The organism is Streptomyces sp. ISL-12 (genome assembly GCF_018614415.1).
Classification (GTDB): domain Bacteria; phylum Actinomycetota; class Actinomycetes; order Streptomycetales; family Streptomycetaceae; genus Streptomyces.
This window is the reverse complement of sequence record NZ_JAGGOO010000180.1, coordinates 1-18,176: the sequence shown is the minus strand read 5'-3', so window position 1 is coordinate 18,176 and position 18,176 is coordinate 1. Positions and strand designations below refer to the sequence as shown.

At 72.9% G+C, this 18,176-nt stretch carries 15 protein-coding genes; 9 read left to right on the top strand and 6 right to left on the bottom strand.

Annotated elements, in window-relative coordinates; all coding sequences use genetic code 11:
• Positions 1–270: 270 nt before the first annotated feature.
• Positions 271–555: a WhiB family transcriptional regulator gene (locus J7I94_RS36100; RefSeq protein WP_285442783.1), complete on the bottom strand. Its 285-nt coding sequence runs from the start codon at positions 553–555 to the stop codon at positions 271–273.
• Positions 556–713: 158 nt separating this feature from the next.
• Between J7I94_RS36100 and J7I94_RS36095 the strand changes: the two genes are divergently transcribed.
• On the top strand, positions 714–1,502 hold the full coding sequence (locus J7I94_RS36095; protein ID WP_215174305.1) for a VOC family protein: 789 nt from the start codon (positions 714–716) through the stop codon (positions 1,500–1,502).
• A 328-nt stretch (positions 1,503–1,830) separates the two neighbouring features.
• Here the strand turns inward: J7I94_RS36095 and J7I94_RS36090 are convergent, their stop codons facing one another.
• Together J7I94_RS36090 and J7I94_RS36085 are read right to left on the bottom strand one after the other, a co-directional pair.
• Positions 1,831–2,877, bottom strand: a complete 1,047-nt coding sequence (locus J7I94_RS36090; protein ID WP_215174304.1) for a LacI family DNA-binding transcriptional regulator — start codon at positions 2,875–2,877, stop codon at positions 1,831–1,833.
• Between the two features lie 59 nt (positions 2,878–2,936).
• Positions 2,937–4,025: a multicopper oxidase domain-containing protein gene (locus J7I94_RS36085; RefSeq protein WP_215174336.1), complete on the bottom strand. Its 1,089-nt coding sequence runs from the start codon at positions 4,023–4,025 to the stop codon at positions 2,937–2,939.
• 236 nt (positions 4,026–4,261) lie between these two features.
• Here J7I94_RS36085 and J7I94_RS36080 point away from each other — a divergent pair, with 236 nt between their 5' ends.
• Together J7I94_RS36080 and J7I94_RS36075 are read left to right on the top strand one after the other, a co-directional pair.
• Entirely contained in the window at positions 4,262–6,748 is a 2,487-nt protein-coding gene (locus J7I94_RS36080; protein WP_215174301.1) for a ThuA domain-containing protein, read from the top strand.
• Positions 6,749–6,762: 14 nt separating this feature from the next.
• Positions 6,763–8,949 carry an OmpL47-type beta-barrel domain-containing protein gene (locus J7I94_RS36075; protein WP_215174334.1) on the top strand — a complete coding sequence of 729 codons (2,187 nt, stop codon included), beginning with the start codon at positions 6,763–6,765 and terminating at the stop codon, positions 8,947–8,949.
• A gap of 41 nt (positions 8,950–8,990) precedes the next feature.
• Here J7I94_RS36075 and ligD read toward each other — a convergent pair whose 3' ends face one another.
• Positions 8,991–10,004: a non-homologous end-joining DNA ligase gene (gene ligD / locus J7I94_RS36070; RefSeq protein ID WP_215174299.1), complete on the bottom strand. Its 1,014-nt coding sequence runs from the start codon at positions 10,002–10,004 to the stop codon at positions 8,991–8,993.
• A 74-nt stretch (positions 10,005–10,078) separates the two neighbouring features.
• Here ligD and J7I94_RS36065 point away from each other — a divergent pair, with 74 nt between their 5' ends.
• Positions 10,079–11,152, top strand: coding sequence for an ATP-dependent DNA ligase (locus J7I94_RS36065; protein WP_215174297.1), 1,074 nt, complete (start codon positions 10,079–10,081; stop codon positions 11,150–11,152).
• Here the strand turns inward: J7I94_RS36065 and J7I94_RS36060 are convergent, their stop codons facing one another.
• Positions 11,153–12,343, bottom strand: a complete 1,191-nt coding sequence (locus J7I94_RS36060) for a zinc-dependent alcohol dehydrogenase (RefSeq protein ID WP_215174295.1) — start codon at positions 12,341–12,343, stop codon at positions 11,153–11,155. It abuts the gene before it with no gap.
• A gap of 184 nt (positions 12,344–12,527) precedes the next feature.
• Here J7I94_RS36060 and J7I94_RS36055 point away from each other — a divergent pair, with 184 nt between their 5' ends.
• Positions 12,528–13,616: a DUF3048 domain-containing protein gene (locus J7I94_RS36055; protein WP_374198489.1), complete on the top strand. Its 1,089-nt coding sequence runs from the start codon at positions 12,528–12,530 to the stop codon at positions 13,614–13,616.
• Between the two features lie 39 nt (positions 13,617–13,655).
• Here the strand turns inward: J7I94_RS36055 and J7I94_RS36050 are convergent, their stop codons facing one another.
• Positions 13,656–14,120 (bottom strand): MarR family winged helix-turn-helix transcriptional regulator, encoded by a 465-nt coding sequence (locus J7I94_RS36050; RefSeq protein WP_215174291.1) that lies wholly within the window; start codon positions 14,118–14,120, stop codon positions 13,656–13,658.
• A gap of 209 nt (positions 14,121–14,329) precedes the next feature.
• On the opposite strand from J7I94_RS36050, the gene pcaH reads away from it, so the two are divergent.
• From pcaH to pcaD, 4 genes are read left to right on the top strand one after another with little or no spacing between them, the layout of a single operon-like run.
• The gene (pcaH, locus tag J7I94_RS36045; RefSeq protein WP_215174332.1) at positions 14,330–15,103 is read left to right on the top strand and encodes a protocatechuate 3,4-dioxygenase subunit beta; all 774 of its coding nucleotides are present in this window, start codon (positions 14,330–14,332) and stop codon (positions 15,101–15,103) included.
• 6 nt (positions 15,104–15,109) lie between these two features.
• Positions 15,110–15,715: a protocatechuate 3,4-dioxygenase subunit alpha gene (gene pcaG / locus J7I94_RS36040; RefSeq protein WP_215174289.1), complete on the top strand. Its 606-nt coding sequence runs from the start codon at positions 15,110–15,112 to the stop codon at positions 15,713–15,715.
• Positions 15,712–17,049, top strand: coding sequence for a 3-carboxy-cis,cis-muconate cycloisomerase (pcaB, locus tag J7I94_RS36035; protein WP_215174287.1), 1,338 nt, complete (start codon positions 15,712–15,714; stop codon positions 17,047–17,049). The genes pcaG and pcaB overlap by 4 nt, the downstream gene beginning before the upstream one ends.
• Positions 17,046–18,161 (top strand): 3-oxoadipate enol-lactonase, encoded by a 1,116-nt coding sequence (gene pcaD / locus J7I94_RS36030; protein WP_215174285.1) that lies wholly within the window; start codon positions 17,046–17,048, stop codon positions 18,159–18,161. Before pcaB ends, pcaD begins: the two co-directional genes overlap by 4 nt.
• Positions 18,162–18,176: the final 15 nt, after the last annotated feature.

The window sequence follows — 18,176 nt, the reverse complement described above, 5'->3', positions numbered from 1 at the left end:
GGCGGTCCGCCGCAGAGGCCGGGCGGCCGGGTCCCCCTGGGCGGCGCCCAGGTCCCCGTGGGCGGCGCCCAGGTCCCCGTGGGCGGCGCCCGGGCCGGCGACCGGGCGGGGCCGCGGCTGGTGACGGGCGTTCCGGTTCAGGTGGCCGAGAGGTACTGGACGCGCGCGCCGTCGTCCGGGCCGGTCGCGGCGCCCGTCGGCGTCCGTACCGGAACCCTCGGAAGCGTCGGCCGACGCGGCGAGGACGGCGAGTCGCCCGGAACGCTCCCGTCAGGGCGCGGCGCGCCGCAGGGCCAGCCGTTCCTTCTCCGAGAGGCCGCCCCAGACGCCGAAGCGCTCGTCGTTGCTGAGGGCGAACTCCAGACAGGCCGAGCGGGTCGGGCACAGGCCGCAGATCCGCTTCGCCTCGCGTACGGAGCTGCCGGGCTCGGGGAAGAAGAAGTCCGCCCCGGTCTGCGCGCACAACGCCTCCTGCTGCCAGGCGAGATCGGGCGCCGTGATGGTGTCGTTGAGCATGGGCAGCAGCGTGCCGGGCGGCGCAAAACGTTCGATCAACGCGGGATCAACGCCAGGATCGCCGGCCGCCGGCCCCCCGATGATCACCCGTACGGCCCTGGGAGGCACGGCGGCGCGCGGGACGGCGGCGGCGATTGTCAGTGGGCGGTGCGAGACTCGGCGGAGCAGGCCACGGGACCCTTCCGAGGAGGGCGAAGATGCTCACCGACCGATACGTCACCGGCGCTCCGAACTGGATCGACGTCGCCACTCCCGACGTCGCCGGCGCCGCCGCCTTCTACGGCGGTCTCTTCGGCTGGCGGCTGCGTCCGGCGCCCACCGGGGACCACGGCTACTTCGAGCGGGACGGCGCCACGGTGGCCGGCTGTCTGGGGATCGCCCCGCAGCAGGGCCCGCCGTCCTGGACGGTGTACTTCCGGACCGCGGACGCCGAGGCCGCCGCCCGGTCCGCCGAGCGGGCGCGCGGCCGGGTGCTGGTGCCGCCGACGCCCGCCCTGGAGGAGGGCGTCACGGCCGTCCTCGCCGACCGGGCGGGGGCGCCGTACGGCGTCTGGCAGCCGGGCCGGCGCAAGGGGCTGGACCTGGTGGGCGATACGGGCGCGCTGTGCTGGGCCGAGCTGTACACCCCGGACATCGCGGCGGCCGCGGCGCACTACCACGCGGTGCTCGGTCTGGAGACCTCCGCCCTGACCTTTCCCGGTGGCGCCTACACCTGCGTCAATCCGCCGGGGGCGGTCGAGGAGGGCATGTTCGGGGGCGTGGTCCCGCTCGCCGACGATCCGGTGGAGACGGAGGCGCACTGGCTGCCGTACATCGCGGTGGCCGACACGGACGAGGTGGTCGCCCGGGCCCGGGAGCTGGGCGGCGAGGTCCGGCTGCCCGCCACGGACGTCGGGGGCGCGGGCCGTCTGGCGCGGCTGGCCGATCCGTACGGGGCCCGGTTCGCGGTGCTCAGACCGGCGCCGGGCGCCGCCGGGGCGGACTGACCCGGAGCGTCGCGGGATGCGGGCCGGAGCGGCCGTCACGCTCCGGTGCCGGCACCGGTTGCCTGCGTCCGCCCACGGATGCCGCTCGGCGGTCACGCCCCGGCGGGCCAGGCCGAGGGGCAGCGGACCAGGCCGAGCCCCGGCGGACCAAGCCGTACCCCGGCGGATCAGCAGGCAGGCGGGCCGGGAGGCCGTCACGCTCCGGTGCCGGCACCGGTTGCCTGCTGCCGCCCACAGATGCCGCTCCGCGGTCACGTCCCGGCGAGCCCAGGCCGAGGGGCGGCGGACCAGGCCGAGGCCCGGCGGACCAAGCCGAACCCCGCCGGGGTCAGGCCGAGGTCCGGCGGATCAGGGTGGTCGGCAGGATCACGCCGGACGGTGCGGACCCGGGCGGTCCCGGGGCCGGGGCTCCGGCCTCACCGTCCAGGCCGCACAGCAGGAGCCGGGCCATCAGGCGGCCCATCTCCTCGATGTCCTGACGGACCGTGGTCAGCGCGGGCTCGGTCTGCTCGGCGACCGACAGCATGTCGTCGAAGCCGACCACGGCCACGTCCTCGGGGACGCGCCGCCCGTGCGCGCGCAGCACCCGCAGGGCGCCCGCCGCCATCAGGTCGTTGGCCGCGAACACGGCGTCCAGGTCCGGGCACCGGGCGAGCAGTCCGCGCATCGCGTGTTCACCGCCGCCCGGGGTGAAGTCGCCCCGGACGACCAGCGCGGGATCGGCGTCGGCCATGACGTCGCGGTAGCCGGCGAGCCGGTCGGCGGCCGAGGTCTGGTCCAGCGGGCCGGTGATGTGCGCGATCCGGGTGCGGCCGAGGGCCGCGAGGTGACGCACGGCGTCCCGGGCGCCACCGCGGTTGTCGCTGTCGACGTACACCACGTCGCCGCGGCCGTCGCTCCAGCCGGGGCGTCCGCCGAAGACGGTCGGCACCCCGGCGCGCTGGATCAGGCCCGGCAGCGGGTCGTCGAGGTGCAGGGAGAAGACCAGCGCGCCGTCGACGTGTCCGCCCGCGAGGTAGCGGCCGACCCGGGCGTGGTCCTCGCGGCCCTCGGTGAGCAGCAGGACGAGCTGGTTGTCGTGGGCGGTCAGCTCCTTGCCGATGCCCCGCAACTGGAGGGCGAAGAAGGGGTCGGCGAAGACCCGTGCCTCCGGTTCGGCGACGACCACGGCGACGGCGTCGTGCCGCCGGGTCACCAGGGAACGGGCGGCCTGGTTGGGTACGTAGCCGAGTTCCTCGACCGCGCGCCTCACCCGTGCGGCGAGCGCCTCGCGGACCCCCGCCGCCCCGTTCACCACCCGTGACACGGTGGCCCGCGAGACTCCGGCCCGCGCGGCCACCGCCTCCAGCGTGGGACGCGGCGCGATGTCGGTCACGTGGGCTCCTCCCCGGCGGCTGCGGATCAGGATAGCCGCGGGCCACCGGGGGGACACCGTCAGTGGTGGTGCTCCGAGGCCTCCTCCGGTGTCTCCTCCGGTGTCTCCTTCGACGACCGCTCCGCCGTTCCCTCGGGCACCGCCTTCGCATCCGCCCCGTCCGCGCCCTCGGCCTCGCCCGCCCCGTGCGCACCGTGCTCGTGCGGGTCGTACCCGGGGATCGTCCCGTCCGCCTTCTTCACCAGGAACAGCCCCACCATGCCCATGTCGGAGTGGCTCTGCACATGGCAGTGGTACATCCACGCCCCGGCGCCCACGCCCTCCCCGGCGATCACCTGGAAGCCGAAGGAGTCGGCCGGGCCAGTGATCTTGTTGTCGATGACCCGGCTGGGGTCGTCGGGGCCGGCGAGCAGGCCGGTGCGGTTGTCCGCCCAGCGGTGACCGTGCATGTGGAAGGTGTGGTAGTACTCGCCGTGCGTGATCATCACGAACTCGACCCGGTCGCCGACGGTGGCCTCGAAGTCGGGTCCGGTGTGCGCGGGCCGGTTGTTGATGAGCATGTCGTTGAAGACGATGGTGTGCGTGGCGTCCGGCAGGATGTCGCCCACGCGGCGGACGATCACCGGCCCGTACAGGCCGCCCCGGATGCCGCCGGTGCCGTGCTCGGTGCCGACGACGTGGTCGTGGTAGTGCCAGTAGCCGGCGCTGCCGGGCCGCCAGGTGCCGTCGGCCCGTCGGCCGGGCTTGTGGGTGCGCCAGGTGTAGGTGCGGGTGCCGCCGGGCGGGACGTCGCTCTTGTTCATCGTGGTGCCGTCGCTGGTGATCTCGTAGTCCAGGCCGTGGACGTGCAGGCTGACCGGGATGTCCATGGTGTTCTCGAACTCGACGTGGAGCGTGTCGCCCTCGTTCAGCTCGATCAGCGGCCCGGGGACCGTCGCCTTCCCCTTCTCCAGGCCGTATCCCAGCTGCCCGCCGGACAGCCGTTCCGCGTACAGCTTGAGGTGCCGGACCGCTCCCCCGGCCGGAGCCGTCCTCACCGCGGCGGCGGCCACGGGGGCGCCGGACGACTCCGACGCCGCCACGGACAGCGAGGTCGCGACGGCCGCGCCGCCCAGCAGCACCCGCCGGTTGAAGCCGCGTCTGTCCATGCCGATGTCCATGCCGAACTCCCCCATCTGGTCACGGGATTGACGGGACGTAGCTGTGATGAACCTGTGCGACGGTACCGGCCACTCCGTCGTTTATCCACACTCAGGACAAAGTTCTGCGTATCCCGGTCATACCTATTGGCGAGTCGGGCAAAGAGGTCTAGCTTCCTTGGCGCTGTTGCCGCGACCGAGGAGGGGCGGGTGACCACGTGCGGTTCTCGACACCACACAGGCCCATGCACTTACGAGGATTGAGCGCCACGGGAAAGACAAGACGGGTCCGGGCGGCGGCGCTGACCGCCGGGTTCCTGACCGCGGGGCTGCTGTCGGCCCCGGCGGCCGGTGCGTTCCCCGCGCCGGAACCGCCCCTGACAACGATGTCGATCAAGTCGCCGCCGGGCAGTGCCGATGTCCGGGTGCTGGTCTTCTACGGGTCGGCCGCGGCCGGCGAGGAGTCGCCGGTCGTCAACGCCGGTATCGCGGCGATCGAGCGGATCGGCCTGACCGGGCCCACGGAGCAGCGCTTCGCGGTCACGGCCACGGGCGACGCGTCGGTGTTCACCAACGAGAAACGGCTCGGCCGCTTCAACGCGGTGGTGTTCCTGACCGGCGGCGGCGACGTGCTGGACCCGGAGCAGGAGGCGGGTCTGGAGGCGTACATGGAGGCCGGCGGCGGCTTCCTCGGCGTCCATGACGCGGCGCGCGCGGAACCGTACTCGGACTGGTTCACCGGTCTGATCGGCGCCCGTCCCGCCGCCGGGGCCGCGCCGGCCGTCCAGCGGGCCACCGTGGAGGTCGGCGACCGGCTGCACCCGGCCACCAAGGACCTGCCGGTGCGGTGGAAGCGTCCCGACAAGTGGCTGAACTGGGCCGAGAACCCGTCCGGCGAGGTGCACACCGTGGCGCGGGTGCGCGAGTCGACGTACACGCCGGGGGCGAACGCCAACGGCTGGGACCACCCGGTGAGCTGGTGCCGCGACTACGACGGCGGACGGTCCTTCTACACCGGCATGGGCGGCACGGCCTCCTCCTTCGACGAGACCGACTTCCGCACCCATCTGCGCGGCGCCCTGCTGTGGACGACCCGGCTGGTCCGGGCCGACTGCAAGGCCGCCATCACCGGCAACTACAAGGCGGAGCGGCTGACCCAGCCCAACCAGCCCGGCCGGAACGACCAGATCGGCGAGCCGCACGGCCTGGTCACCGCGCCCGACGGCCGGGTCTTCTACATCGGCCGGGGCGGCGCGGACGCCTCCCGGCCGGTGGTCACCGACTGGAACGACCCGGACATCGGCAAGGGCACGGGCGAGATCCACGTCTACGACCCGGAGACGAAGAAGGTCACCCTCGCCGGTGAGCTGACCGTCTTCGGCAACAAGGGCGGCGGCGAGGAACTGGTCAAGGTCGAGGAGGGCCTGCTCGGCATCGAACTCGACCCCGGCTTCGAGGACAACGGCTGGGTGTACCTGCACTACACCCCCCACTCGGAGATCGACCGCGAGACGCACATGGCCGAGCGGCGCGTCTCCCGCTTCACCCTCGACCAGGCCACGAACAAGCTGGACCTGGACAGCGAGAAGGTGCTGCTGCACTGGCCGGTGCAGATCCACAGCTGCTGCCACGCGGGCGGCGGCATGGCCTGGGACTCGAAGGGCAACCTGTACATCGCCACCGGCGACAACAACTCCAGCGGCTTCAGCGGCGGTTACTCGGGCAACAACCCGGAGCCGAACTTCAAGGGCGTCTCCTTCGCCGACGCCCGCCGCACCGCCGGCAACACCAACAACCTCAACGGCAAGATCCTGCGCATCCACCCCGAACCGGACGGGACGTACACCCTCCCCGAGGGCAACCTCTTCACCGGCGAGGAGACCGCCGAGGGCGGCGGCAAGACGCGCGGCGAGATCTATGTGATGGGCGTGCGCAACCCGTCCCGCATCTCCGTCGACAAGTCGACCGACACCCTGTACGCGGGCTGGGTCGGCCCGGACGCCTCCAGCCCGTCCCCGACCTGGGGACCGGCGAAGTACGACACCTTCGCGGCGATCACCGAGGCGAGCAACCGGGGCTGGCCGTACTGCATGGGCAACAAGCAGCCCTACCGGGACCGGAACCTGCCGGACCCGTCGCAGCCGCTGGGCTGGTACGACTGCGACCACCCGAAGAACGAGTCGCCGAACAACGACGGCCTGGTCAACCTGCCGCCGGTGACCGGCAACAACATCTGGTACTCGCCGCAGGGCGGCGGCCCGGACTTCCCGCGCGACGAGAACGGCGTCCCGTCCTACGAGCAGGACGAGAGCACCTACCTGCTCCCGTGGCTCACCGGCGGCAGCCAGGCGGCGATGACCGGACCGGTCTACCGCTACGACGCCACGAGCGACAGCGCCACCAAGTGGCCCGCCTACTGGGACGGCAAGTGGTTCGTCGGCGACTTCTACGACGCCGGGCAGCCGCGCAACGCGGTGCTGATGGACCCGAAGACACAAGGGGACGGCGGTCTGCCGGTGCACTCCGAGTCACTGAAGAAGATCGTCCCGGTCGGCGCGGACGGCATCAAGAACCTGATGGACTGGAAGTTCGGTCCGGACGGCGCGCTGTACGTCCTCGACTACGGCCGCGGCTTCTTCACCTCGGACGCCAAGTCGGCCCTGTGGCGGGTCACCTACACGGGCGGCGGGCCGACGCCGGCCGCGGGACAGCTGGCGAGGGGGACGCAGTGATACGGCGACGAAGAGTGTGGGCGGCCCTGCTGGCCGGTCTGCTGATGGTGCTGGGGCTCCAGACCGCGGCCGTCGGGGAGGACGAGCCGGCCGCCGCCGCGCCCGCCGCGCAGCAGGTCCTCACCTGGACCGCCGGGGACGACATCACCAAGTACACCTCCGCACCCGAGACGGCGGTGGCGGGCCCGGCGACGATCGTCTTCGAGAACAGCGAGGCGACCGGCAACACCACCGGCATGCCGCACACGCTGACGTTCATCACCAGCGACCCCGAGTACAACAACGATGTGCAACTGAACATCCTGGCCTCCCCGTTCGACGCGCAGGGCGGCCGGCACACCGCCGAGGTCACCCTCTCCCCCGGCCGCTACCTCTACCACTGCACCGTCCAGGGCCACACGGAGATGAGGGGCGTCCTGGTGGTCACCGAGGGCGGCGGCGAGGACACCACGGCGCCCGAGACCAGCGCGGACGTGCAGGGGACGCAGAACGCCGAGGGGCAGTACGTCGGTGCGGCGAGCGTGGCGATCGGCGCCACCGACGCGGGTGGCTCGGGCGTCGACCGGGTCGAGTACGCGATCGGCGCGGACGGCGCCTGGCAGCCGTACACCACGGCGGTGGTGATCGACGAGGTCGGTGACCACACGGTCCGCTACCGCGCCTTCGACAAGGCGGGCAACGCGGCGGCCGAGAAGAGCGTGACGTTCACGGTCGTCGCCCCGGGGACCGACGACACCACGCCGCCGGACACCTCGGCGACGGTCGACGGCGAACGGAACGCGGACGGGGCGTACCTCGACATGGCGACGGTGACCGTCAGCGCCTCCGACACCGGTTCCGGCGTCAACACCATCGAGTACGCGGTCGGTGACGGCGCCTGGCAGCCGTACACCATGCCGGTGATGGTGCACCAGGTCGGCACCCACACCGTCCGCTACCGGGCCACCGACAAGGCGGGCAACGCGGCGGCGGAGAAGAGCGTGCAGTTCACGGTCGTCGCCGCTTCGCCGCAGGACACCACCGCGCCGGTGACCGGTGCGACCGTGGAGGGCACGCGCAACGCGGGCGGGGCGTACGTCGGCGGCGCGAAGGTGACGGTCAGCGCCACCGACGCGGGCGGCTCGGGCGTCGCGGGGATCGAGTACTCCCTCGACGGCGGACCCTACCTGGCGTACACCGCGCCCGTGCTCGTCGACCGCGCCGGTACCCACACCGTGGCGTACCGCGCGAGCGACAAGGCGGGCAACGTCTCCCAGCCGCTGAGCGTGAGCTTCACCGTCGTCACCGGCGGCGGGGTGCCGGCGCCGCCCTGCCCGGAGTACGACGAACGGCTCACGGTGATCGTCGGCACCGTCGACTCGGGGGTGCCCAACCGGGTGACGAACAACCGGTGCCGGATCAACGAGCTGATCGAGGACGAGCGGGAGTGGACGTCCCACGCCCTGTTCCTCAAGCATGTGCGCGAGGTGACGGCGCGGCTGCTGGCCGAGGGCGTCATCGACCAGCGGGAGCTGAAGGCCGTGCGCGCCGCCGCCCGGGAGTCCGGTATCGGCACGCCCGGCCAGACCGAGGGCTACCGCACGATCATGGACGGCACCGCGGAGTCGCTGGCCAAGTGGGAGCAGGTGGGCGGCGGTTCGTTCGCGGCCAACGGGGACGGGTCGATCACCTCCGGCACCACCGAGTCCGGCCTGGGCATGCTGTGGTTCCCCGAGCGCACCTACGGCGACTTCTCGCTGAAGCTCCAGTGGCGGGACGACGCGCCGGGCACGGGCAACGCCAACTCCGGTGTGTTCGTGCGCTTCCCGTGGGTCCACGACCACCCGGAGGAGTCACGTCCGGAGTGGGCCGCGATCAAGTTCGGCCATGAGATCCAGGTGTTCGACAGCCCCAGCGGCGACATGTACAAGACCGGCTCGGTCTACGGCTTCGACCGGGTGGGTCTCGCCGGGGCCGGGGTGACACAGAAGGGCACCTGGAACGACTACGAGATCCGGGTGGTCGACCAGCACTACTCGGTCTACCGCAACGGCGTGCTGATCAACGAGTTCGACAACACCGGCGGCCAGGAGTTCGAGCCCCCGCGCTCGGACGACCCGGGCACCGACGGGCGGCGGTACGCCGCCGGGTACATCGGGCTCCAGGTGCACGGCACGACGGACGTGGTGTCCTACCGGGACGTGCGGATCATGGATCTCTAGGTCACGGACTCTGCAGGTCACGCATTCTGCAGGCCACGGATTCACGAGTGTTTCTTCGCGCGGCTCGGCTGTACCCGTCGGGGTTCGCCCGGCATCTTCGGATACTCGGGCGGGTACGGCAGATCGCCGAGGTTGTGGTCACGCTCGTCCTTCGCCGCCAGCTCCAGCAGGGCGTCGAGGGAGTGGGCGTGACCGTCCATGTCCGCGTGCACGTCGCCGAGTTCGGCGAAGCGCGCGGGCATGGTCGTGAGGTCGAAGTCGGCGGGGTGGGCGACGCCGACCTCCTCCCAGCGCAGGGGCGCGGAGACGGGGGCGTGCGGGCGGGGGCGCACCGAGTAGGCGGAGGCGATGGTGCGGTCGCGGGCGGTCTGGTTGTAGTCGACGAAGATGCGCTTCCCGCGCTCCTCCTTCCACCACTTGATGGTGACCTGTTCGGGCATCCGGCGCTCCAGTTCCCGGCCGACGGCGATGGCGGCGCGGCGTACCTGGGTGAACGTCCAGCGGGGCTCGATCGGCACGAAGACGTGCAGGCCCCGGCCGCCGGAGGTCTTGGGCCAGCCGCGCAGGCCGCCGAACTCGTCCAGTACGGCCCGTAGTTCGTGGGCGGCGCGGACCGCGTCGTCGTAGTCGGTGCCGGGCTGGGGGTCGAGGTCGATGCGGAGTTCGTCGGGGTGGTCGACGTCGTCGGCCCGTACCGGCCAGGGGTGGAAGGTGAGGGTGCCGTACTGGGCGGCCCACACCACCGCGGCCTCCTCGGTGGGGCACATCTCGTCGGCGCTGCGTCCGCTGGGGAAGGTGATGTGGGCGGTGGGGATCCAGCCGGGCATGCCCTTGGGCGCGCGTTTCTGGTAGAACCACTCGCCGGTGACGCCGTCCGGGTAGCGCTCCAGGGTGGTGGGGCGGCGGCGCAGGGCGCGCAGGATGCCGGGGGCGACGGCCTGGTAGTAGCGGGCCAGGTCCAGCTTTGTGTAGCCGCGCTCCGGGAAGAAGATCTTGTCCGGGCTGGTCAGCCGTACGGTCCGGCCGCCCGTCTCCAGCTCCACCGCTTCACCCATGCGAGCCACGGTAGGCGCATCGGGCATGCCTCGCACATCAGGCGACGGCGGTCGTTCCCGGTGAGAATCGGTGCATGGACCTGCCCGTGATGCCGCCCGTGAAGCCGATGCTCGCCAAGTCCGTGGCGGCGATCCCGCCGGGTATGCAGTACGAGGCCAAGTGGGACGGGTTCCGGGCGATCGTCTTCCGGGACGGGGCCGAGGTGGAGTTCGGCAGCCGCACGGGCAAGCCGCTGACCAGGTACTTCCCGGAGCTGGTGACAGCGGTGCGGGAGCGGTTGCCCGAGCGGTGCGTGGTGGACGGGGAGATCGTCATCGCCCGTCAGGGGCGGCTGGACTTCGACGCGCTGACCGAGCGCATCCACCCGGCGGACTCCCGGGTGCGGACGCTGGCCGAGCGGACCCCGGCGTCCCTGGTCGCCTTCGACCTGCTGGCGCTGGACGGCGAGTCGCTGCTGGACGTGGGACTGTCCGACCGCCGGGCGCTGCTGCTGCGGGCGCTGGCCCAGGTCACCGCGCCCGTGCACGTGGCGCCGGCGACGACGGACATCGAGGTGGCGCGGCGCTGGTTCGAGCAGTACGAGGGGGCGGGTCTGGACGGGGTGGTGGCCAAGCCGCTCGATCTGCTCTACCGGCCGGACGAGCGGGCGATGTTCAAGGTCAAGCACGAGCGGACGGCGGACGTGGTGGTCGCCGGTTACCGCTTCCACAAGAGCGGTCCGGTGGTCGGCTCGCTGCTGCTCGGCCTGTACGACGACCGGGGCGCCCTCCAGCACGTCGGCGTGTGCGCGGCGTTCACCATGAAGCGGCGGGCGGACCTGGTGGCGGAACTGGAGCCGCTGCGGATGGCGGACGTGTCCGGGCATCCGTGGGCGGCCTGGGCGGACGAGGCCGCGCACGAGTCGGCGCGGCTGCCGGGGGCGCCGAGCCGCTGGTCGGGCAAGAAGGACCTGTCCTGGGTGCCGCTCAGGCCGGAGCGGGTGGCCGAGGTGGCGTACGACCACATGGAGAACGGGGCGCGGTTCCGGCACACCGCGCGCTTCCGCCGCTGGCGGCCGGACCGCACCCCGGACAGTTGCACCTTCGCCCAGCTCCAGGAGCCGGTCCGCTTCGACCTGGCGGAGATCCTCGCCCCGCCGGCCCCCTGATCAGGGCCGCATCAGCACCTTGACCGCGCCGTCCCGCTTCTTCTGGAACATCTCGTAGGCGTGCGGGGCGTCGGCGAGCGGCACCCGGTGGGTGGCGAAGTCCTGGACGCCGAGCGGGTCCTCGTCGGTGAGGTAGGTGAGGATGTCGTCGCTCCAGCGGCGTACGTTGGCCTGCCCCATCCGCATCTGGATCTGCTTGTCGAACAGGGTGAGCATCGGCATCGGGTCGGCCATGCCGCCGTAGACGCCGACCAGCGAGAGGGTGCCGCCGCGGCGCACCAGGTCGATGGCGGTGTAGAGGGCGGCGAGGCGGTCGACGCTGAGGCGTTCCGCCATGGGGCCGCCGATCTTGCGGGGCATGATCGCGGCGCCCTGCTGCACCAGCTTGGCGATCGCGCTGCCGTGCGCCTCCGTGCCCACGGCGTCGATCACGGCGTCCGGGCCGCGCCCGCCGGTCTCGTCCCGGATGGCGGCGACGAGTTCCTTCTCGCTGTCGAAGGAGCGCAGGTCGTACGTCTCCACGCCCCGCTCGCGCGCCCGGCGCAGCCGCTCGGGGACGAGGTCCACGCCGAACACCCGCCCCGCGCCCTTGACCTGCGCGACCCGGCAGGCCATGTCGCCGATGGGGCCGAGGCCGAGCACGGCGACGGTGCCGCCCTGGGGGACGCCGGCGTAGGCGACGGCCTGCCAGGCGGTGGGCAGCACGTCCGAGAGGTAGACGAAACGGTCGTCCGGCGGGCCCTGGGGCACCTTGATCGGCCCGTACTGGGCCTGCGGGACCCGCAGGTACTCGGCCTGACCGCCGGGCACCGCGCCGTACAGGCGGGTGTAGCCGAACAGGGCGGCACCCATGCCCTCGCCGGTGACCTGGGTGGTCTCGCACTGGGTGGGCAGGCCGGTGTCGCACATGTAGCAGTGGCCGCAGGCGATCTGGAACGGCACCACGACCCGGTCGCCCGGCTTCAGGTCCGGCACCTCGGGGCCGACCTCCTCGACGATGCCCATCGGCTCGTGTCCGAGGATGTCGCCCGGGGTCATGAACGGGGTGAGCACTTCGTAGAGGTGCAGGTCGGAGCCGCACAGCCCGGTGGAGGTGACGCGGATGACCGCGTCCGTGGGTTCCTGGATCTTCGGGTCCGGCACCTCCTCCACGCGCACGTCCCGCTTGCCCTGCCAGGTCACTGCCTTCATCGTCCCGCGCTCCCTCCGTCACCCGACTGCTCACTCGTACGGTGGCGCCCGGGTACCCGGGGCCCCTCTTCCGAACCGCCACGCTGGTCCGATCAGCCGATTGAAAGCGCATTGTCATAAGAAGTCGGGTATGGCAACAAAGGCGTCAAGAGGCGCACAATCAGTGACGTAGGAGGGCGGACGGGTGGTCGGGGTGCGACGAGGCAGACGACGAGGGACATGGCAGCGCGGAGCGCGGGCACGGGGCGGCGCGCCGCGGGCCACGCTGACCGCGGCGGTGGCGGCGGCGCTGCTGGCGGCGGGCTGCGCGGCGGGGCCGGGGCCGACACCGGACGACGACGGACGCGGATCCGCGCTGCAACCGTCACGGAGCGCCGAGGCCGCCACGTCCTCCCCGCCGGCCGTGAAGACGCCCTCCCCGCCGGCCGTGAAGTCGGCCTCGCCGCAGGCGGTGAAAGCGGCCTTGCCGCTGGCCGTGAAGATCGACAACGTGCGCGCCGCCCGCCCCCACACGGGACTGGAGGCGGCGGACGTCGTCTACGTGGAGCCGGTCGAGGGCGGGCTGAGCCGGCTGATGGCCCTGTACGCGACGAAGCTGCCGTCGACCGTCGGCCCCGTGCGCAGCGCCCGCGAGTCCGATCTGGAGCTGCTACGCCAGTTCGACCGGCCGACGCTCGCCTTCTCCGGCGCCCAGCGCAAACTGCTGCCCCGCATCGACAGCGCGCCGGTTCGGGCGGAGCAGCCCAGCAGGACGCCCGGCGCCTGGGTCCGCGACATCGGCCGGCCGGCCCCGCACAACCTCTATCTGCGCCCCGGCCGCCTGGTGTCCCCGGCACCGGGCGCGACGGCCCTGACCACCGGGTTCCGGTACGGCGCCGCACCCTCGGGCGGCCGGACCGAGAGCGCGCGCACGGTGCGCTACCCGGCGGCGCGCTTCACGTTCACCTGGTCGAAGGAGCGCGACCGCTGGCTGATCGACATGGACGGCGCCCCGGCCGTCACGTCCGGCGGCAAGCGGCTGGCGCCCGCGACGGTCGTCGTGCAGTACGTGAAGGTACGGGAGTCCAAGCTGCACGACTCCCGGGGCAACCACTCGCCGTACGTGGAGACGGTCGGCTCCGGCCGGGCCGACGTACTGCGCGACGGGCGGACCCACAGCGCCGCCTGGCGGCGGGGCTCGGCCACGGACGGTACGGCGTTCACCACCGCGGACGGCTCGCCGGCGCGGTTCGCCGAGGGGCAGGTGTGGGTGGTGTTCGCGCGGGCGTCCTGAGCGGGCGGTCCACGGCCAGAGGGTTCCCGGCCGGCCGGTTCAGTGCGGGGCCGCCAGGGGCTCGCCCGGGTTGCGCAGCCCTTCGGCGGCGTCCGCGACCCGCTGGATCAGCCGGAAGAACAGCTCCTGCTCCTCCCCGGTCAGCGGGGCCAGGAACACCTGGTTCATCCGGGCCGTGCGCACGGTGAGCCTGCGGTGGGTGCGCGTCCCCTCGTCCGTGGGGCGGAGCAGGGCGCGGCGGCCGTCCTGCGGGTCGCGCACCTTGTCGATCAGCCCGCGGCGGCTCAGCCGGCTGATCACCTCGGCGATGGTGGACCGGTCGAGCCCCACCCGCTCCCCCACCGTGCGCTGGTCCAGGCCCGGCTCCGCGACCAGCGCGTTGAGGACCGCGAACTGCGGCGAGGTGATCTCCTCGGAGACCATCGCGTTCCACAGCAGGTAGTGCGCCTGCTGGAGCCGCCGGGCCAGATGCCCGGGATGGGTGGTCAGGTCCACCGCGGCCATGTGCGCTCCCGTGGTCGTATTCGTCGGTGCACTGAACGATACCCCCTCACCGATCTCCGAGTACGTCACACAAACAGCCTGTGAACTGGGTCTTGACGACTTTCCCGACCGATGGCAGCGTGTGGGAAACCTCGACGAAATACTCAGTGCCCTGACTAATTCCTGGCTCGGGCGCCTGACAGGGACGGTCTTCCATGACTTCGCCTTCCATCACTCTCACCCAGCACGACATAGACGCGGAGATGGCCGCCGAGCGCGCCGCGTACGAGAAGCGGCTCGCCGGCGGCGGACCGGTCGAGCACCACCCGCGCCGCGACTACGCCCCGTACCGGTCCTCGCTGCTGCGCCACCCGAAACAGCCGCCGATCGCCATCGACGTCACCAAGGACCCGGAGCTGGTGGAGCTGTCCTCCCCGGCCTTCGGCGAGCGCGACCTGACCGCCATCGACAACGACCTCACCATCCAGCACCCGGGTGAGCCGGTCGGCGAGCGCATCACCGTCTCGGGCCGGCTGCTGGACCGTGACGGGCGCCCGGTCCGCGGCCAGCTCGTCGAGATCTGGCAGGCCAACTCGGCCGGCCGCTACGCCCACCAGCGCGAGCAGCACGACGCGCCGCTCGACCCGAACTTCACCGGCACCGGCCGCACGATCACCGACGACGACGGCTTCTACCGCTTCACCACCATCCAGCCCGGCCCGTACCCGTGGCGCAACCACGTCAACGCCTGGCGCCCGGCGCACATCCACTTCTCGCTCTTCGGGTCGGCGTTCACCCAGCGGCTGGTGACGCAGATGTACTTCCCGAACGACCCGCTGTTCCCGTACGACCCGATCCTGCAGTCCGTCACGGACGACGCGGCCCGCCAGCGGCTGATCGCGACGTACGACCACAGCCTGTCCGTGCCGGAGTTCTCGCTCGGCTACCACTGGGACATCGTGCTCGACGGCCCGCGTGCCACCTGGATCGAAGAAGGGCGCTGACCTGCCATGACGAAGATCGACACCAGCAGCCCCGAGAACGTGCTGCCCACGCCGTCGCACACCGTCGGCCCGTTCTACGGGTACTCGCTGCCGTTCCGCGGCGGCGAGGACATCGCCCCCGTCGGGCACCCGGACACCGTCACCGTGCACGGGTACGTGCTGGACGGTGCGGGCGAGCCGCTGCCGGACGCGCTCGTGGAGGTGTGGGGCCCGGACCCGGACGGCAACGTCCCGACGGCGGACGGCTCGATGCGCCGGGATCCGGCGACGGGAACGTATCTCGGCCGCAACGGCGTGGAGTTCACCGGCTGGGGCCGCATCCAGACCGACGCCGACGGGCACTGGTACGCGCGGACGCTGCGGCCGGGGGCGCGCGGGGAGAACGCGCCGTACCTGAGCGTGTGCGTCTTCGCGCGGGGTCTGCTGGTGCACCTGTTCACGCGGATCTACCTGCCGGGTGACGAGGCCGTGCTCGCCGCCGACCCGCTGCTGTCCCGGGTGCCCGAGGACCGTCGCGGCACGCTGGTCGCGGCCGAGGAGCGGCCGGGCACGTACCGTTTCGACATCCGCCTTCAGGGCGAGGGCGAGACGGTCTTCCTGGAGTACAAGTGACCTCTGCCGACACCGACACCGACACCGGCCTGCTCGCCCCCGGGTGGGCGGGCTCCCCGGCCGCCGACGCGACGGGCGACCGGGCGTACCTGCGGGCGCTGCTCGACGCCGAGGCCGCCCTGACCCGCGCCCAGGCCGCGCTGGGCCTCGCCCCGGACGGGGCGGCGACGGCGGTGACGGACGCCGCGGACCGTGCGCGTTTCGACCTGGCGTCGATCGCGGAGCGGGCCCGCGGCGGCGGCAACCCGGTCATCCCCCTGGTCGCGGACCTGACGAAGGCGGTCGGCCAGGAGTACGGCCCGTACGTGCACCGGGGCGCCACCAGCCAGGACATCCTGGACACGGCGGTGATGCTGGTCGCCGCCCGCGCCCTGCACCTGGTCCTGACCGACCTCGCCCGCACCGAACGGGCGCTGGCGCGGCTCGCCGCCGAGCACCGGGACACCCCGCTGCCGGGGCGGACGCTCACCCAGCACGCCGTGCCGACGACGTTCGGGCTGAAGGCGGCCGGGTGGCGGTCGCTGGTGCTGGACGCGCGGGACCGGATCACGGCCGTGCGTGAGACGCTGCCCGTCCAGCTCGGCGGTGCCGCCGGGACGCTGGCGGCCTTCGCCGCGTACGGCGCCGGGGACCCGCTGGCGCTGCCGGGCGCGTACGCCCGTGAACTGGGCCTGGCAGAGCCCGCGTTGCCGTGGCACACGCTGCGTACGCCGGTCGCCGACCTCGCCGGGTGCCTGGCGACGGCCGCCGGGGCGCTGGGCAAGCTCGCCGCGGACGTGCTGGTCCTCGGCCGGACCGAGACCGGCGAGGTGGCCGAGGGCAGCGGCGGCGGGTCCTCCGCGATGCCGCACAAGGCCAACCCGGTGCGCGCCACGCTGATCGCGGCGGCGGCCCGGCGCGCGCCGCAGCTCGCGGCGGTGCTGTACGGCTCCCTCGCCGCCGAGGACGAGCGGCCCGCCGGCGCCTGGCACGCCGAGTGGGAGCCGTTGCGCGACCTGCTCCGGCTGACCGGCGGCGCCGCCCGGGACGCCGCCGAACTCACCGAGGGGCTGCGGGTGGACCCGGCGGCCATGCGCGCCCACCTCGACCTGACCCACGGGCTGATCGTCTCCGAGCGGCTCTCCGCCGAACTGGCTCCGGTACTGGGCCGGTCCCGGGCGAAGGCCCTGCTCACCGAAGTGGCCAGGCGCACCTACGCCGAAGGCCGAAGCCTGAGTGAACTCCTGGCGGAAGTACCGGAGTTGAAGGACATCGACCTCGCCGCCCTGACCGACCCCGCCCGTTACACCGGCAGCGCCGCTGCCCTCACCGACCGCGCACTGGAGCGACGTTGACCCTGCTGAATCACCGTACGGAAGGCCCCGCCACCGCTCCCCCGCTGCTGCTCGGGCCCTCGCTCGGCACCTCGTACGCCCTGTGGGACCAGGTGGCGCCCGAGCTGTCCATCACCCGCCGGGTGATCCGCTGGGACCTGCCGGGGCACGGCGGCTCGGCCGCGGACCTGATCTCCGCCGGGGCGAGTGTCGGGGACCTGGCCGCGCTGGTGCTGGCGCTCGCCGACTCGCTCGGCGTGGAGCGGTTCGCGTACGCGGGGGTGTCGCTGGGCGGCGCGGTCGGGCTGCACCTGGCCCTGCACCACCCCGAGCGGGTCACCTCGCTGGCCGTGATCTGCTCGTCGGCGCACTTCAACGGCGCCAAGCCGTGGCAGGAGCGGGCGGAACGGGTCCGCCGGGAAGGGCTGGCGGACCTCGCGGCGAGCGCGGACGCGCGGTGGTTCACGCCCGGGTTCACCGTGCCGGAGCTGGTACGGGACCACCGGGAGGCCGATCCGGCGGCGTACGCGGCCTGCTGCGACGCGCTGGCCGCGTTCGACGTCCGGGACCGGCTGGCGGAGATCACCGTGCCCACCCTGCTGATCGCCGGGCGCGACGACCCGGCGACGCCCCCCGCCCACCTGCGGGAGATCGCCGACGCGGTGGCGGGGTCGGCGCTGGTGGAGATCCCGGGCGCCTCGCACCTGGCACCCGCCGAGCGCCCCGAGGCGGTGCTGACCGCGCTGCGCGGGCATCTCGACGGGGGTGCCAGGCGGGGCATGGCGGTGCGGCGGGAGGTGCTCGGCGACGCGCACGTGGACCGGGCGCAGTCCCGGCAGACGCCGTTCACGGCCCGGTTCCAGGACTTCATCTCGCGCTACGCCTGGGGCGAGATCTGGACCGACGAGACCCTCTCGCGCCGTGAGCGCAGCATGATCACCATGACCGCGCTGGTCGCGCACGGCCACTACGAGGAGCTGGCCATGCACGTCAGGGCGGCGCGGCGCAACGGGCTGACCCCGGACGAGATCGGCGCGGTGCTGCTCCAGACGGCCGTGTACTGCGGGGTGCCCGCGGCCAACTCGGCGTTCGCCACCGCCCAGCGGGTGCTGGCGGAGGAGGAAGCTCCCTAGGGCCTGTCGTTTGGA

Bases quoted from the DNA above. Each gene is read 5' to 3' on its own strand.
- J7I94_RS36065 (WP_215174297.1), top strand. From the start codon at position 10,079: ATGGACCTGCCCGTGATGCCGCCCGTGAAGCCGATGCTCGCCAAGTCC.
- J7I94_RS36095 (WP_215174305.1), top strand. From the start codon at position 714: ATGCTCACCGACCGATACGTCACCGGCGCTCCGAACTGGATCGACGTC.
- J7I94_RS36085 (WP_215174336.1), bottom strand. From the start codon at position 4,025: ATGGACAGACGCGGCTTCAACCGGCGGGTGCTGCTGGGCGGCGCGGCC.
- J7I94_RS36080 (WP_215174301.1), top strand. From the start codon at position 4,262: ATGCACTTACGAGGATTGAGCGCCACGGGAAAGACAAGACGGGTCCGG.
- J7I94_RS36060 (WP_215174295.1), bottom strand. From the start codon at position 12,343: ATGAAGGCAGTGACCTGGCAGGGCAAGCGGGACGTGCGCGTGGAGGAG.
- pcaG (WP_215174289.1), top strand. From the start codon at position 15,110: ATGACGAAGATCGACACCAGCAGCCCCGAGAACGTGCTGCCCACGCCG.
- J7I94_RS36050 (WP_215174291.1), bottom strand. From the start codon at position 14,120: ATGGCCGCGGTGGACCTGACCACCCATCCCGGGCATCTGGCCCGGCGG.
- ligD (WP_215174299.1), bottom strand. From the start codon at position 10,004: ATGGGTGAAGCGGTGGAGCTGGAGACGGGCGGCCGGACCGTACGGCTG.